13 protein-coding genes and 1 pseudogene are annotated in these 15302 nt (G+C 73.2%); 8 read left to right on the top strand and 6 right to left on the bottom strand.

From position 1 onward, the window contains the following. Nucleotides 1-30 precede the first annotated feature (30 nt). The 3 genes from AB0D93_RS12815 to AB0D93_RS12805 all read right to left on the bottom strand — a co-directional run bounded on the left by AB0D93_RS12815 (nt 31) and on the right by AB0D93_RS12805 (nt 3607). Nucleotides 31-1242, bottom strand: coding sequence for an ROK family transcriptional regulator (locus tag AB0D93_RS12815; protein ID WP_362117612.1), 1212 nt, complete (start codon nt 1240-1242; stop codon nt 31-33). Between the two features lie 494 nt (nt 1243-1736). Continuing rightward, on the bottom strand, nt 1737-2357 hold the full coding sequence (locus AB0D93_RS12810) for a Uma2 family endonuclease (RefSeq protein WP_362117609.1): 621 nt from the start codon (nt 2355-2357) through the stop codon (nt 1737-1739). A gap of 137 nt (nt 2358-2494) precedes the next feature. Next, complete coding sequence (locus tag AB0D93_RS12805; RefSeq protein WP_362117606.1) at nt 2495-3607, bottom strand: mechanosensitive ion channel family protein; 1113 nt, start codon at nt 3605-3607, stop codon at nt 2495-2497. A 325-nt stretch (nt 3608-3932) separates the two neighbouring features. Here AB0D93_RS12805 and AB0D93_RS12800 point away from each other — a divergent pair, with 325 nt between their 5' ends. Continuing rightward, a complete protein-coding gene (locus tag AB0D93_RS12800; RefSeq protein ID WP_228625160.1) occupies nt 3933-4469 on the top strand; it encodes an HNH endonuclease in 537 nt (178 codons plus the stop codon). A gap of 119 nt (nt 4470-4588) precedes the next feature. On the opposite strand, the pseudogene AB0D93_RS12795 reads toward AB0D93_RS12800, so the two are convergent. After that, a pseudogene (locus tag AB0D93_RS12795) lies at nt 4589-4981 on the bottom strand (ABC transporter permease); the annotation flags it as partial. A gap of 206 nt (nt 4982-5187) precedes the next feature. Here AB0D93_RS12795 and AB0D93_RS12790 point away from each other — a divergent pair. From AB0D93_RS12790 to AB0D93_RS12780, 3 genes are read left to right on the top strand one after another with little or no spacing between them, the layout of a single operon-like run. Then, entirely contained in the window at nt 5188-5400 is a 213-nt protein-coding gene (locus AB0D93_RS12790) for a hypothetical protein (protein ID WP_362118197.1), read from the top strand. After that, entirely contained in the window at nt 5401-7482 is a 2082-nt protein-coding gene (gene malQ / locus AB0D93_RS12785; protein WP_362117601.1) for a 4-alpha-glucanotransferase, read from the top strand. A 58-nt stretch (nt 7483-7540) separates the two neighbouring features. Continuing rightward, nucleotides 7541-7816 carry a hypothetical protein gene (locus tag AB0D93_RS12780; RefSeq protein WP_362117598.1) on the top strand — a complete coding sequence of 92 codons (276 nt, stop codon included), beginning with the start codon at nt 7541-7543 and terminating at the stop codon, nt 7814-7816. A 137-nt stretch (nt 7817-7953) separates the two neighbouring features. Here AB0D93_RS12780 and AB0D93_RS12775 read toward each other — a convergent pair whose 3' ends face one another. Then, on the bottom strand, nt 7954-8532 hold the full coding sequence (locus AB0D93_RS12775; protein ID WP_362117595.1) for a TetR family transcriptional regulator: 579 nt from the start codon (nt 8530-8532) through the stop codon (nt 7954-7956). A gap of 130 nt (nt 8533-8662) precedes the next feature. Between AB0D93_RS12775 and AB0D93_RS12770 the strand changes: the two genes are divergently transcribed. From AB0D93_RS12770 to AB0D93_RS12760, 3 genes are all read left to right on the top strand, one after another. Then, nucleotides 8663-10114 (top strand): FAD-dependent monooxygenase, encoded by a 1452-nt coding sequence (locus AB0D93_RS12770; protein ID WP_362117592.1) that lies wholly within the window; start codon nt 8663-8665, stop codon nt 10112-10114. 181 nt (nt 10115-10295) lie between these two features. Further along, complete coding sequence (locus AB0D93_RS12765) at nt 10296-11147, top strand: DMT family transporter (RefSeq protein ID WP_362118192.1); 852 nt, start codon at nt 10296-10298, stop codon at nt 11145-11147. Nucleotides 11148-11164: 17 nt separating this feature from the next. Continuing rightward, nucleotides 11165-12061 (top strand): LysR family transcriptional regulator, encoded by an 897-nt coding sequence (locus AB0D93_RS12760; protein ID WP_362117589.1) that lies wholly within the window; start codon nt 11165-11167, stop codon nt 12059-12061. 27 nt (nt 12062-12088) lie between these two features. On the opposite strand, the gene AB0D93_RS12755 is transcribed toward AB0D93_RS12760, so the two are convergent. Next, complete coding sequence (locus AB0D93_RS12755) at nt 12089-12577, bottom strand: DUF1203 domain-containing protein (RefSeq protein WP_362117586.1); 489 nt, start codon at nt 12575-12577, stop codon at nt 12089-12091. A gap of 112 nt (nt 12578-12689) precedes the next feature. Here AB0D93_RS12755 and pepN point away from each other — a divergent pair, with 112 nt between their 5' ends. After that, nucleotides 12690-15290: an aminopeptidase N gene (gene pepN / locus AB0D93_RS12750; RefSeq protein WP_362117582.1), complete on the top strand. Its 2601-nt coding sequence runs from the start codon at nt 12690-12692 to the stop codon at nt 15288-15290. Nucleotides 15291-15302 lie beyond the last annotated feature (12 nt).

Below are 15302 nucleotides of genomic sequence, written 5' to 3'. Positions count from 1 at the left end.
CCAGCGGGACGGGGTGGGTGAGGAGGGGGCCTAGCGCGAGGTGTCGAAGACCTCGTCGCGGGTGGTCACGAGCGCGGACTCCAACGCGCCGCGCAGTACGGGGTGTTCGTGGACGTCACCGACGACCAGCCGGGGGCGGGCCGCGGCCAGCTCCTCCAGCTCGGCCTGGACGAGGGCGCGCAGTCCCTCGCCGCCGGCCGTCAGCGCGGAACCGCTGAGGACGACGAGTTCGGGGTCGAGCACGGAGACGAGCGAGGCCAGACCGGTGGCGAGCCGGGTCGCGTAGCTCCGCAGCAGCTCGCGGTAGGGACCGGTGGTGTGGTCGGCGCCCCGGGCCACGAGTTCGGCGGCGACCTCGGTGTACGACCCCGGCGGCACGTCCTCGATGCCGAGCTCCCGGGCGAGCTTCGGTACGGCCTGGGAACCGGCCAGTTCCTGGTAGCCACCGCTGTTGGCCTTGGTCACCTGCCGGACCAGGGGCGTGCCCGGCACCGGCAGGAAGCCGACCTCGCCGGCGCCGCCGGTCCAGCCGCGGTGCAGCCGGCCGCCGAGGACGAGGGCGGCGCCGAGGCCTTCCTGGTTCCACAGCAGCACGAAGTCCGCGTGGCCCTTGGCCGCCCCGAGCCGCTGTTCGGCGAGGGCGACGAGGTTGACGTCGTTCTCGTACTCCACCGGCATCGGCAGGGCGGCGGCGAGCTCGTCCAGCAGGGTGGGCGAGTGCCAGCCGGGCAGGTGGGAGGCGTAGCGCAGCCGGCCGGTGTTGGGGTCGAAGGCGCCCGGGGTGCCGATGACCAGCCGGTGCACGTCGGACCGGGCGAGCCCGGCGGCCTTGACGGCGCCGTCGAGCGCGTCGGCGACCTGCTGGACGACCGGGTGGGCGGGCCGCCGCCCGGGGGTGGGCAGCTCGTACTCACCCACCGTCCGGCCGGTGATGTCGGCGACGGCGGCGCGGATGCGGGTGGGGGTGACGTCGAGCCCGGCGGCGTGCGCGGCCGTGGGGTTGACGGCGTACAACTGGGCGTTCGGGCCCGGCCGGCCCTCGCTGGTGCCGGTGACCCGGACCAGTCCGGCCGCCTCCAGGCGGGCCAGCAGCTGCGAGGCGGTGGGCTTGGACAGGCCGGTGAGCTTCCCGATCCGGGTGCGCGACAGCGGCCCGTGCTCCAGCAGGAGGTCCAGGGCGGTGCGGTCGTTCATGGCGCGCAGTACACGCGGGGTGCCCGGCGTACCGGCGGTTCCTGCCATGGTCGACACCTGCCTTTCCAGCCGCCCAGCTTCGCAGTGACCTTGACCGGAGGTCCAGTCTTGATCACTGTTAGGAAACTTTCCTATTGGGGTGGGAGGAACGTAAGCCCAGGACGAAGGGGGCGTCAATAGACAAGGGCGCGGGGGCTGCAGAGTCGTTATCTCGCGGGCCTGTACAGCCTGTCCACAGGCTGGTGATCTTTGATCCGCCCGCCGGGCAGGCGCCCCGGCCGTCGATGCGTCTACGCGTACGGCGCCCTGCACCGCCGTGCTCGCGGCACCGGCCTCCTGCGAGCGCGCGTGGGACGTGCTGAGCGGCGAAGAGATCCACTCCGCCGGCGCCCGTTCCGCGGCCGGCGATCCGTCAGCGGCACCGCCTTCGACTCCGCGTCGGGAGAGGCCCGGGAGGATCGACGCCGACGAGAACCTGACGACCGGCCTGGGGCTGCGCAGGGCGAGCGCGTTCGTCGCGCTGTGCCAGATAGTGCGGCTGGTCAGTCGGTGAGGAAGGGGGTGGTGTCGAGGGTGGGGTACGGCGCCGGGAGGGGGAGCGGTTCGCCGAGGCTGACCTTGGTGTCCATGTCGTAGTACGCCTCGGTGGGGTCGTCGCCGGGGAGGACGGGGGCCGTGTAGCAGTGGGCCGTCTTGGAGTGGCGGTCGATGAGAACGTAGACGGGGACCCCGGCGGCGGCGTAGGTGCGGAACTTGGGGCCGGTGTCGGTCTCGTGGTTGGTGGAGGTGACCTCGCCGACCAGCGCGATCATGTCGATGGGGTACCAGCCCTTGTGGGCCTTCCGATACGACTCGTCGAGTTCGGTCGGCCGACGGCGGCGGACATAGAAGTCCGGAATGATCAGGGCCATGGTCCTGCCGTCCTCATGGGCGGCGCGATAAGCGTTGCCGAAGCCCATGAGATGGAACCCGCCTGCCCGGAACTGGTAGAACAGCTCCCCGGCACCGTGGTTGTGGTTGTCGTTCGGTTGCGGCGGCACGATGACCGTCCCCTCGACGTACTCCGGTCGAATCGGCATCGGCGCTGCCTCTTCGATCGCACTCAACAGGTCGATGGGGTCCACCTGCGTCATGACCGGCTCCATGATCGGTTCGGCGCTCATCGCTTCTCCTCGCCACGGTGATGCCAGGCTAAGCCCACGCTGGGCGCCCCGGCAGAACGATGGGGCACCCCAGCGCATCGCGCGCCGGAATGCCCCACCTGTTCACTCGAACGAGTGTGCTGAAACCGTTCCGCTCGCTACTTGCCCGGAGGCGTCGGCCGCTGCGCGGCGATCGGTGCCGTCGCCGCCGCCTGCGGCGAGTCCGCGTTGGCGAAGACCGACGGCGCCGCCACGGCCGCCGTCGGGTCCGGGGTGTCCTCCGCGTCCTCGACCGACGTCGCGCCGCCCACGATGCGGATGCTCGCCGCATCGAAGGCACGCTTGATGCGCCAGCGCAGCTCGCGTTCGACCGTCAGCGCCTTGCCCGGCATGGTCTTGGCCGAGACGCGGACCACCATGGAGTCGATCAGTACCGAGTCCAGGCCGAGCACCTCGACCGGGCCCCACAGCAGCTCGTTCCAGGGCTCCTCCTTGCTCAGGTGCTCGGCGACGTCGTCCAGCGTGGCCTTGACCCGGTCCAGGTCCTCGCTCGCCCTCACCGTCACGTCGACGCCGGCCGTCGCCCAGCCCTGGGAGAGGTTGCCGATCCGCTTGACCTCGCCGTTGCGGACGTACCAGATCTCGCCGTCGGAACCGCGCAGCTTGGTCACGCGCAGCCCGACCTCGATCACCTCGCCGGTGGCCACGCCCGCGTCGATCACGTCACCGACGCCGTACTGGTCCTCCAGGATCATGAACACACCGGAGAGGAAGTCGGTGACCAGGTTGCGGGCGCCGAAACCGATCGCCACACCGGCCACACCGGCCGACGCCAGCAGCGGCGCCAGGTTGATCTTGAAGGTGGACAGCACCATCAGCGCGGCCGTACCGAGGATCAGGAAGCTCGCCACCGAGCGCAGCACCGAGCCGATCGCCTGCGAGCGCTGCCGCCGCCGCTCGGCGTTGACCAGCAGCCCGCCCAGCGCCGTGCCGTTCACGGCCTCGGCGGTGCGCCCCATGCGGTCTATCAGCTTGGTGATCGCCCGCCGTACCGCCGCGCGCAGCGCGACCGCGACCACCAGGATCAGCAGGATCTGCAGACCCATCGCGAGCCATGTCGACCAGTTCTGCTCGACCCAGCTCGCCGCGTTCGTCGCGCTCTCCTGGGCGTCCTGGAGCGAGGGCACGGCGGGCTCCGTCGAGCCGGACGGAGAGGGGGACGGGGTCGGCGACGCTCCGGCGGCCAGGAGGACGGCGGGCAAGGACGACACGGCAGGTACCTCCAAGGTGCTGCGCGGTCCGGCCGGCAAGGCGGTCAAGGTCTTCAAGGTCACGAAAAGGTCACCGGACGGACAGGATCACCACACTAACGGGGCATTGTGTGTCTCCCGCGCGGATCCGCCAAGGAGACGCACAGGAGAGACGGGACTCACCCTGGCTTGAACAGGCCATGATCCGGGGGATGTATCGGGTGTGGTCGAAAACACTCCCAGCCCGTTACCGGGACATGGTGGCGCTTCCACCAGGCATGAGGGGAGACTGACTGCAGATCGTCCCGGCGCGAGCCACGCGCCGCCGACGCCCAAGGAGGCACCCGTGCCGCATGTCCTGGTCCTCAACGCGTCGTACGAGCCGCTCGGCGTCGTACCGCTCCGCCGCGCGCTCGTCCTCGTCCTGGAGAACAAGGCCGTCTCCCTCGAGGAATCCGGCGCCTATATGCACAGCGCAACCGTCACAGTCCCCGCACCCAGCGTGGTCCGGCTCAAGCGATTCGTGCGGGTTCCCTACCGGGGGCCCGTTCCTCTCACCCGCCGAGCGCTCTTCGCGCGCGACGGGGGCCGGTGCATGTACTGCGGTGGCGTCGCAACCAGCGTCGACCACGTCATCCCGCGCAGCCGCGGGGGCAAGCACGTCTGGGACAACGTGGTGGCCTCCTGCCGCCGCTGCAACCACGTGAAGGCCGACCGTCACCTCGTCGAGCTGGGGTGGCGGCTGCGACACAAACCGGCTCCGCCGTCGGGGCTGGCCTGGCGCATCATCGGCACGGGGCACAGGGACCCGCGCTGGTTGCCCTACTTGCAGCCGTACGGCGCGGACGACGCCATGGCCCGGATCGACGGCATCTCTGCCTGACGGCGATCCGGGCCTTCGCGTACCCGCCGTGCCGAGGGCGCGAGCCGGTTCCGGGAGTCCCCTGCGCCCCCGGAGCCGGCCGGCTCACGCGCACCGGGCAGCCCCCGGAGCCGTGAGGGTCAGGTGTACCGCAGCTCCCCGGGGTGCGCCGCGCGGCGCAGCAGGGGCAGCGAGGCGGCCGCCGCCAGCAGGCAGCAGGCGTACACACCCACCGGCACCAGCAGCGCGGCGTACGGCACGGTCCGGCCGAGCCGGCCCCCGGTCAGCGAGGCGTACCAGACGCCGATCGTCATGCCGCCGGCGCCCGCCAGCACTACCGCCGGGGCCAGCGGCAGCGCCGTCTCCAGCAACAGCGCCCGGCCGAGCACCGCCCGGGGCACCCCGGAGGCGACCTGCGCGGCCAGGCCGCGGCGGCGACTGGCCACCGACTCGGCGGTGCCGACGGCGAGGCCGGAGAGCGTGATCGCGAGGGAGACGAGGATCGCGACGGCCGTCAGGTCGATGCCGGTCGAGGCGGTCGGCCGGAGTGCCGCCAGGTCGGCTGGAGTGCGCACGCCGTCACGGGGTAGGCCTGCCGTAACCCGTTCAAAGCCGCACCATCCGGCCGACTCGTTCGGCCGGCCCGAAGGAGGCACGCGTGCCCGCACCGGCTCGACTCTCGATCCCGGCCCAGTGGAAACCCGAGGCGGATCCGTCCGCCACGACCCACGCGGCGTCGCTGTGCGTCTTCAGCGCGGAGAGCGCCTGCGCCCAGGCCCCGCTGACCAGCGAGCCGCCACTGCCCGACGCCGAACCCCTGACCAGCGAGCCGCCGCTCGCCGACACCACCCCGCTGACCAGCGAGTCCGACGCCTACGGCACGGCGCCGTACGAGCCCGACGCCTACGCCACGGGGTCGTACGAGTCCGGCGCCTTCGGTACGGGGTTGTAGATGACGGCGGCGCTCGAGGACGAGGACCTGTCCCGGCTCGCCGAGCTGCACGGGGTCGCCACCTCCTACAGCCCCGCCCCGGGCCGTACCGTCGCCGTCCCCGCCTCCGCGGTGGTCGCCGCCCTGGCCGCCCTCGGTGTCGACGCGAGCGGCCCCGGCGTCGTACGCACCGCGCTCGGCGCACGCGAACGCGAACTGCGCGAGCTTCTGCTGCCGCCGACCCTCGTGCACTGGGCGGGCGACCCGGGGGGCCCCGCCGCCCTCGCCGCGCTGCCGCCCGGCACCCGCCTGCGGGTCGGGACGGAGGAGGGCGAGGAGCGGGAGGAGGCCGAGGGCCTGCCGCTCGGCGTGCACCAGGTGACCGCCGTCACCCCCGACGGCCGCACCGGCCACGCCCACCTCGTCGTCGCCCCCGACCGGCTGCCCGCCCCGCCCGGCCGTTCCTATGGCCTCCTCGTCCAGCTGTACTCGCTGCTCTCCCGCCGCTCCTGGGGCATGGGCGACCTGGGGGACCTCACCGAGCTGGCCGACTGGGCCGCACGCACCGCCGGCGCCGGCTTCGTCCAGGTCAACCCGCTGCACGCGGCCGTACCCGGCGTCCCCACCGACCCCTCCCCGTACCGGCCGTCCTCCCGCCGCTTCCCCGACCCCGTGCATCTGCGGATCGAGGCGGTCCGCGAGTTCGCGTACGTCGAGGACCGCGAACGGCTGGGCACCCTGCTGGAGCGGGCCGGGCGGCTGCGCACCGCCGTCCTCGACAAGGGCGCCCTCATCGACCGGGACGCGGTGTGGGAGGTCAAACGTGAGGCGTTGGAACTGGTCCTGGCCGTCCCCCTGGACCCCGGCCGCCGCGCCGCCTACGACGACTTCCGCGCCGCCCACGGCCAGGCCCTCGACGACCACGCCACCTGGTACGCCCTCGCCGAGATCCACGGCCCCGACTGGCACCGCTGGCCCGATGACCTGCGCGACCCCCGTTCGGCCGGCACCGCCCGTGCCCGCGCCGACCTCGCCGACCGGGTCGACTTCCACGCCCGCCTCGCCTGGCTCACCGACGGCCAGCTGCGCGCCGCCCAGCGCGCCGCCCGCGAGGCCGGCATGCCCGTCGGGATCGTGCACGACCTCGCCGTCGGCGTGCATCCCGTCGGCGCCGACGCCTGGGCCCAGCAGGACGTGTTCGCCGCCGGCACGTCCATCGGCGCCCCGCCGGACGCCTTCAACGCCCGCGGTCAGGACTGGGGCCTGCCGCCCTGGCGCCCCGACCGGCTCGCCGCGACCGGGTACGCGCCCTACCGCGAGCTCCTGCGCGCCCTCTTCCGCTACGCCGGGGCCCTGCGCATCGACCACGTCATGGGCCTGTTCCGGCTCTGGTGGGTCCCCCAGGGCAGCGCACCCACCGAGGGCACCTACGTCCGCTACGACGCCGAGGCCATGCTCGCGATCCTGGCCCTGGAGGCCACCCGGGCCGGCGCCGTCGTCATCGGCGAGGACCTGGGCACGGTCGAGCCCGGCGTGCGCGAGACGCTCGCGCGGCGCGGGGTGCTCGGCACCTCGGTGCTGTGGTTCGAACGCGACTGGGAGGGCGACGGCCACCCGCTGCCGCCCGACCGCTGGCGCGCCGACTGCCTGGCCACCGCCACCACCCACGACCTGCCGCCCACCGCCGCCCGGCTCACCGGCGACCACGTCGACCTGCGCGACCGCCTCGGCCTGCTCACCCGCCCGGCCGCCGAGGAACGCGCCGAGGCCGTCGCCGACGCCGCCGAGTGGCTCGCCCTGCTGGGCAGCCTCGGGCTGCTGGACCTGACGGCCGCCGGACCGCCCGGCTCGGACGAGGAGGAGGAGATCCGGGCCGTCCACCGCTTCCTGCTGCGCACCCCGGCCCGCCTGATCGGCGTCTGGCTCCCGGACGGCGTCGGCGACCGGCGCCCGCAGAACCTGCCGGGGACCTGGGACCAGTACCCGAACTGGCGGTTGCCGATCGCCGACGGCGAGGGCCGGCCGGTGCCGCTGGAGGAACTCGCCGCCGCGCCCCGGCTCCGGGCACTGCTCGCCGTCTTCGCACAGGTCGGGAACGGGTGAGTCCCCCGTATGGGACCCCGGGCGCGCGGCCTTCCGGGTGATTCGCTAACTTGTGATCGTGGACAAGAAGAACGCCCTGCGCGCCGGCGCCCTGGCCGCCGGTACGACGCTGATGATGCTGCTCATGTCGTCCCCCGCGCTCGCGCTGACCCGCGACGACGGTGACGACCCCGGCCCCGGCCTGAGCGTCATCCAGACGCTGGGCCTCTACGTGCTGCTCCCGCTCGCCCTGTTCGCGGTCATCGCCGGTCTGGTGATGGCGCTGGACAGGTCCAAGATCAGGGTCACCAAGCCCTCCGCCACCGCGAACTCCGGGGCGAAGGCCAAGGCCTGACCGGACACCGGTTCTGTCGCCGGGGGCGCCTGCCCTCCCGTCGGTACGTGCGCGCCGCCGTACCCGGGTGAGGGCGGCGCCCCCGGCGTTTTGCCGTCCGGCCCGCCCCGGTTCGTGCCGCCCGGTTCCGGTACGGCTCAGGGGCTCGGCGCCGTCAGGTATCGCTGCACGGTCGGTGAGAGCCAGGCCAGCAGCTCTTCGCGGCTCAGTTCGCGGGCCGGCGGCAGGCGCAGCACATAGCGGGTCAGGGCCAGCCCGAGCAGCTGCGCGGCACACAGCGCGGCCCGCGCCGGGGCCTGTTCGGGGTCGGGGCACGCCTGCCGGGCCACCGGCAGCAACTGGTCCCGGAACATGCCCTGCATCCGCTCGGCCCCGGCCTGGTTGGTGACGCCCACCCGGAGGACGGCCGTCAGCTCCTCGTTCTCCTCCCACATGTGGAGGAAGTGGCCCACCAGCGCCCGTCCGACCTCGTCCCGCGGCACCTGCTCCAGGTCGGGCAGCCGCAGATCGAACGCGACGGCCGCGGCGAAGAGGCCCTCCTTGCTGCCGTAGTAGCGCATCACCATCGACGGGTCGATGCGTGCGTCCCTGGCGATCGCCCGGATGGTGGCCCGCTCGTAGCCGTCGGCGGCGAACCGCTCGCGGGCGGCGTCGAGGATGGCGGTGCGGGTCGCGTCGGAGCGGCGCGCCTGGCTGTTCCTGGGGGTGCCGGTCATGCCAACGAGCGTAGGCCAACATTCGTAGGCCAACAAGTGTTGACTTCGTTTGCCGCCCGGTCCTACCGTTGCCAACAAGCGTTGACCAACAGGTGTTGGCCAGCAGGTGTTGGCACCTTAGGAGGCCCCCATGAACGGCACCAAGGGAAACATCGTCATCGTCGGCTCCGGCCCCACCGGACTGCTTCTCGCCGGTGACCTCGCCACCGCCGGCGTCCCGGTCACCGTCCTCGAAAAGCGCCCCCACGCGACCAGCAACCTCTCCCGCGCCTTCGTCCTGCACGCCCGCACCCTCGAACAGCTCGACGCGCGCGGCCTGGCCGACGACCTGGAGAAGGCGGGCCGGCCCCTCGACCGTCTGCGTCTCTTCGGCCGGCTCACCATCGACCTCGCCGCCCTCCCCTCCCGGTTCAACCACCTCCTCGTCCTCCCGCAGTACGAGGTCGAGAAGGTCCTGGAGCGGCGCGCGGTCGAGGCGGGCGCCGACTTCCGGTACGACAGCGAGCTGACCGCCCTCACGCAGGACGCGGACGGCGTGACCCTGGACGTGCGCGGTCCCGAGGGGCGCGCCGAGCGACTGCGGGCGGCGTACGTCGTCGGCGCCGACGGCATGCGCAGTGCCGTACGGGACGCGATCGGGCTGCCCTTCCCGGGCCGGTCGGTGATCCGTTCCGTGGTGCTCGCCGACGTCAGGCTCGCCGAGGAGCCGCCGTCCCTGCTCACCGTCAACGCCGTGGGCGACGCGTTCGCCTTCCTCGCGCCGTTCGGCGACGGCTACTACCGGGTGATCGGCTGGCACCGCGGCCGCAACGTCCCCGACACCGAGCCGCTGGACCTGGCGGAGATCCAGGAGATCACCCGGCTCGCCCTCGGCCGGGACTTCGGGATGCACGACGCCCGCTGGATGTCCCGCTTCCACAGCGACGAACGGCAGGCGCCCGCCTACCGGGCCGGGCGGGTCTTCCTGGCCGGCGACGCCGCGCACGTGCACACCCCGGCCGGCGGTCAGGGCATGAACACCGGGCTCCAGGACGCGGCCAACCTGAGCTGGAAGCTGGCGGCGGTCGTCACCGGGCACGCGGACCCCGCGCTGCTCGACACCTACCAGGCCGAGCGGCACCCCGTGGGCAGGGCGGTGCTCCGCAGCAGCGGCGGGATCGTCCGCCTCGCCATGGCCAAGCGCCCCTGGACCCTCGCGGCCCGCGCCGCGCTCACCACGTTCCTGAACGCGGTCGGCCCCGCCCGGCGCAGGGTCGCCGCCCAGGTCACCGGGGTCGGCTACCGCTACCCCGCGCCGCGCGGCGCCCACCGCCTCACCGGCGCCCGCGTCCCGGACGTCGCCCTGGCCGGCGGCGGCCGCCTCTACGAGGCGCTGCGCGGCGGCGGGTTCGTGCTGATCACCCCGGAGCCGTACGACACCGCGGCCGGCCGCGCGGACCGGCTGACCGTGGCGCACTGGGCGGGCGGCCGCCGTACGACCGTGCTGGTCCGCCCCGACGGATACGCGGCCTGGGCCGCCGACTCGGCCACCGCGGCGGACGTCGAGGCCGCCGTCACCCGTCACCTGGGTCCCGCCCAGTGAGCCGACCGTTCAGTTTTCCTGAAGAGAAGCGTCGAGAACTTTCGATGGACCTGACAGGTCACTCGTTGCGACGGTAGGAGCACGCATCCGCCTCCGCTCCGAAAGGACCCCCGTGACAGCAGTCCTGCACCGGACCACCACCCCGGCCGCCGCCCGCCGCTCGCGCGCGGCGGCCGCCTCCCTGCCCGGCCTCGCCTGCGCCGCGCTTGCGACGGTCGTCTGGTCCGGCAGCTTCGTCACCTCGCGCGGTCTGCACGACAGCGTCCCACCCGTCCAGCAGGCCTTCTGGCGCTGGGTCGTCGCGCTCGCGGCCGTGGCCCCCTTCGGCGCCCGCCAGGCCTGGCGGCAGCGGGCGCTCCTCCGCCGCCACGCCCGCCACGTCCTGATCGCCTCCCTCCTCGGCGTGGCCACCTACAACACCCTCGTCAACCAGGCCGGCCTGACCACCCCGGCCGCCACCATGGGCATGATCATGGCCGCCTCCCCGGTGCTCATGGCCCTGTTCGAGCGGCTGGGCGGGGTACGGCTCGGCGCACGCCGCACCACCGGGCTGCTCATCGCCTGCGCGGGCGTGACGCTGCTGCTCGGCGGCGGTGCGCACATCTCGTCCGGCGGCCTGTGGATGATCGCGGCGGCCTGCTGCTTCGCCGGCTACAGCGCGCTGCTGCGCCGCGGGCCCGCCGAACTCCACGGCACCGGCTTCCTGTTCACCACGTTTCTGACCGGCACGGTCCTGCTCCTGCCCGCGCAGGCGGTGAGCGTCGCCGCGCAGGGCTCCTTCCACCCCACCCCCGGCACGGTCCTGCCCCTCCTCTACGTCGGCGTGGCCTCCTCCGCCGTCGCCTTCTTCGCCTGGAACAAGGCCGTCGCCCTGATCGGCGCGACCCGCGCGGGCATCGTCTACCACCTCCAGCCGGTCTGCGTGGCCCTGCTGTCCTGGGCGGTGCTCGGCGAGACGACGGGCCTGCCGCGGCTGCTGCCGATGGCACTGATCCTGGGCGGGGTGGTGCTGGGCGCGGGTGCACGCCGTTGACGTGTAGCTTTCCCGGCATGGCCGAGTGGGACATCCGCAAGCTGCAGATCCTGCGCACCCTGCGCGAGCGCGGCACGGTGACGGCGACGGCCGAGGCGCTGCACATGACGCCCTCCGCCGTCTCCCAGCAGCTCACCAACCTCGCCCGGCAGCTCGGCGTACCCCTGCTGGAGGCACGGGGCCGCCGGGTCCGCCTCACCGACGCGGCCCGCCTGGTGCTGACCCACACGGAGCCGGTCTTCGAGCAACTGGAGCGCGCGGAGGCGGCGTTGGCGGCCTACGCCCAGGGGGAGGAGGGGGAGGTCAGGGTCGGCGCGTTCCCGACGTCCGTCCCCGCCCTGGTCGTACCGGCCGTACGGGCCCTGCGGGCGGCGCACCCCGGGGTGACCGTCCGGGTCCGCGAGGCCGAGGCCGCCGAGGCGTACGACCTCCTGGCCGCCCAGGACGTGGACCTCGCCCTGTCCCTGGCGGCCGAGGCACCCAGCGCGGCCGACCCCCGCTTCACCCAAGTCCCCCTTCTGGCCGACCCGTTGGACGTGGCACTGCCCCCTGGCCACCCCCTGGCCTCGGCCTCCGCCCTGACCCTGACCGACCTGTCCGCCGAACCCTGGATCTTCGGCGGCAGCGGCCCCTGGTCGGACATCACCCGCCGCGCCTGCGAGGCGGCCGGATTCAGCCCCCACCAGGGCCACTCGGCCTCCGGCTGGACCGCGATCCTCGCCATGGTCGAGGCGGGTATGGGCGTGGCGCTGGTCCCCCGCATGGCCGCGGGCCGCCGCGACGGAGTCGTGCTGCGCGACCTCGGGCCGGACGGGCCGGTGCGGCATGTGACGGCGGCGGTGCGCAGGGGTGGCGAGACCGGGCGGGCGGTGGCCCGGGTCCTCGAAGCCCTCCGCGACGCGGCCGCCGTCTGAAGGCCGGCAAGGGTTCGCCGACGCGCCTCAGCCGCGCCGCACCTCGTACAGGAAACACCCGTACTCCACCGCCCGTACGTGCACCAGCGCCACCTCCGGGTCGGTGAAGGCCTCGGCGACGGCGGCCTGGAAACCGCCGTCCACCAGGCGGCCGCCCAGGATCCGGCCGTCGGCCGAGTAGCGGCGCAGGACGCGGTGACCGTCGGTGAAGGGCAGGGCGGTGCCGGACGGGCCCGGGCACTCCCCGGCGTGGACGAAGACCGGGCCCTGCTCGTCGTACGCGCCGGGATCGGCACCCGTCCCGGCGGCCCAGCGGCGCAGCGGCGCGTACGCCACGAGGGCGATCCGCTCGCCGGGATCGCTGCGGCGCAGGCAGCAGCGCAGCGGGGCGCCGCCCTCCTCGTCGGTGAAAGGGACCGGGGGGCGGCCCGCGTCGTCGGCGGTCCGCAGCTCGCGGAGCACCTCGGGTGGCACGGGGCGTGCGGTGTACGGCGTCGTGCGCGTCGTCGTCGTCATGGCTCCAGAGTCCTGCTCCCGCGACCCGCTCACCGGCGGGAACCGGACATCGCATTCCCGCCGGACGGCATGGAAGGATGGCGCAACCCACACATATCGAGGAGATGACCGCGTGCCTGGCACAAACCTGACTCGCGAAGAGGCGCAGCAGCGGGCCGAGCTGCTCACCGTTGACTCGTACGAGATCGATCTCGACCTCTCCGGCGCGCAGGAGGGCGGTACCTACCGGTCCGTGACCACGGTGCGCTTCGACGTGGCCCGCGCAGGTGCCGAGTCCTTCATCGACCTGGTGGCGCCGGCCGTCCACGAGGTGGTGCTCAACGGCGACCAGCTGGAGCCCGCCGAGGTCTTCGAGGACTCGCGGATCGCCCTGCCGGGCCTGCTGGAGGGCCGCAACATCCTGCGGGTCGTCGCGGACTGCGCCTACACCAACACCGGTGAGGGCCTGCACCGCTTCGTCGACCCCGTCGACGAGCAGGCCTACCTCTACACCCAGTTCGAGGTCCCGGACGCCCGCCGGGTGTTCGCCTCCTTCGAGCAGCCGGACCTGAAGGCCACCTTCCGGTTCACCGTGACGGCGCCCGAGGGCTGGACGGTCATCTCGAACTCGCCGACCCCGGAGCCGCAGGACAACGTCTGGGCCTTCGAGCCGACCCCCCGCATCTCGACGTACGTCACCGCGCTGATCGTCGGCCCGTACCACTCCGTGCACAGCGTCTACGAGAAGGACGGGCAGAGCGTGCCGCTCGGCATCTACTGCCGTCCGTCGCTCGCCGAGTTCCTGGACTCGGACGCGATCTTCGAGGTGACCCGGCAGGGCTTCGACTGGTTCCAGGAGAAGTTCGACTACGCGTACCCGTTCGCCAAGTACGACCAGCTGTTCGTCCCGGAGTTCAACGCGGGCGCGATGGAGAACGCGGGTGCCGTCACCATCCGCGACCAGTACGTCTTCCGGTCCAAGGTGACCGACGCGTCGTACGAGGTCCGGGCCGAGACCATCCTGCACGAGCTGGCCCACATGTGGTTCGGCGACCTCGTCACCATGGAGTGGTGGAACGACCTGTGGCTGAACGAGTCGTTCGCCACCTACACCTCCATCGCCTGCCAGGCCGCCGCCCCCGGCTCGCGCTGGCCGCAGTCGTGGACCACGTTCGCCAACTCGATGAAGACGTGGGCGTACCGGCAGGACCAGCTGCCGTCGACGCACCCGATCATGGCGGACATCAGCGACCTGGACGACGTGCTCGTCAACTTCGACGGCATCACGTACGCCAAGGGCGCGAGCGTGCTGAAGCAGCTCGTCGCGTACGTCGGCGAGGACGCGTTCTTCACCGGCGTGCAGGCCTATTTCAAGCGGCACGCCTTCGGCAACACCCGCCTGTCCGACCTGCTCGGCGCCCTGGAGGAGACCTCCGGGCGCGACCTGAAGACCTGGTCGAGGAAATGGCTGGAGACGGCCGGCATCAACGTCCTGCGCCCCGAGATCGAGACGGACGCCGACGGGGTCATCACCTCCTTCGCCGTCCGCCAGGAGGCCCCGCCCCTGCCCGCCGGCGCCAAGGGCGCTGTGTCCGACGACGGGGCTCCGCCGCGTGGGACCCTGCGCCCGCACCGCATCGCCATCGGCTTCTACGACCTGGACGAGGCGAGCGGCAAGCTGGTCCGCACCGAGCGGGTCGAGCTGGACGTCGACGGCGAGCTGACCGCCGTGCCGCAGGTGACCGGCAGGCGCCGCCCGGCCGTCGTGCTGCTGAACGACGACGACCTGTCGTACGCGAAGGTCCGCCTGGACGAGGAGTCCCTGAAGACGGTCACCGAGCACCTCGGCGACTTCGAGCAGTCCCTGCCGCGCGCGCTGTGCTGGGCCTCGGCCTGGGACATGACCCGGGACGCCGAGCTGGCGACCCGCGACTACCTGTCCCTGGTCCTGTCGGGCATCGCCAAGGAGTCCGACATCGGCGTCGTGCAGTCGCTGCACCGCCAGGTCAAGCTGGCGATCGAGCTGTACGCCGACCCGGCCGCCCGCGAGGCCCTGCTGACCCGCTGGACCGACGCCACGCTGGCCCACCTGCGGGCGGCCGAGCCGGGCGGCGACCACCAGCTGGCCTGGGCCCGCGCGTTCGCGGCGACGGCCCGCACCCCGGAGCAGCTGGACCTGCTGGAGGCGCTGCTGGAGGGCACCCAGACCGTCGAGGGCCTGGCCGTGGACACCGAGCTGCGCTGGGCGTTCGTGGAGCGGCTGGCGGCGGTCGGCCGCTTCGACGAGGCGGAGATCGCGGCCGAGTACGAGCGGGACAGGACCGCGGCCGGTGAGCGGCACGCGGCCACCGCCCGCGCGGCCCGCCCGACGGCGGAGGCCAAGGCGGAGGCCTGGGCCTCGGTGGTCGAGTCCGACAAGCTGCCGAACGCCGTGCAGGAGGCCGTGATCGGCGGCTTCGTCCAGACCGACCAGCGCGAGCTGCTGGCGCCGTACGCGGACACGTACTTCGAGGTCGTCAAGGACGTCTGGGACTCCCGTTCGCACGAGATCGCCCAGCAGATCGCCGTCGGCCTGTACCCGGCGGTCCAGGTCTCCGAGGCGACCCTGGCCAAGACGGACAGCTGGCTCGCCACGGCCGAACCGAACGCGGCCCTGCGCCGCCTCGTCTCCGAGTCCCGCTCGGGCATCGAGCGGGCGCTGCGGGCGCAGGCGGCGGACGCGTCGGCCGAGTAGTCACCGCCGGCG

Source organism: Streptomyces sp. NPDC048191 (genome assembly GCF_040652655.1).
GTDB lineage: Bacteria > Actinomycetota > Actinomycetes > Streptomycetales > Streptomycetaceae > Streptomyces.
This window is presented reverse-complemented; position numbering and strand designations above follow the sequence as displayed.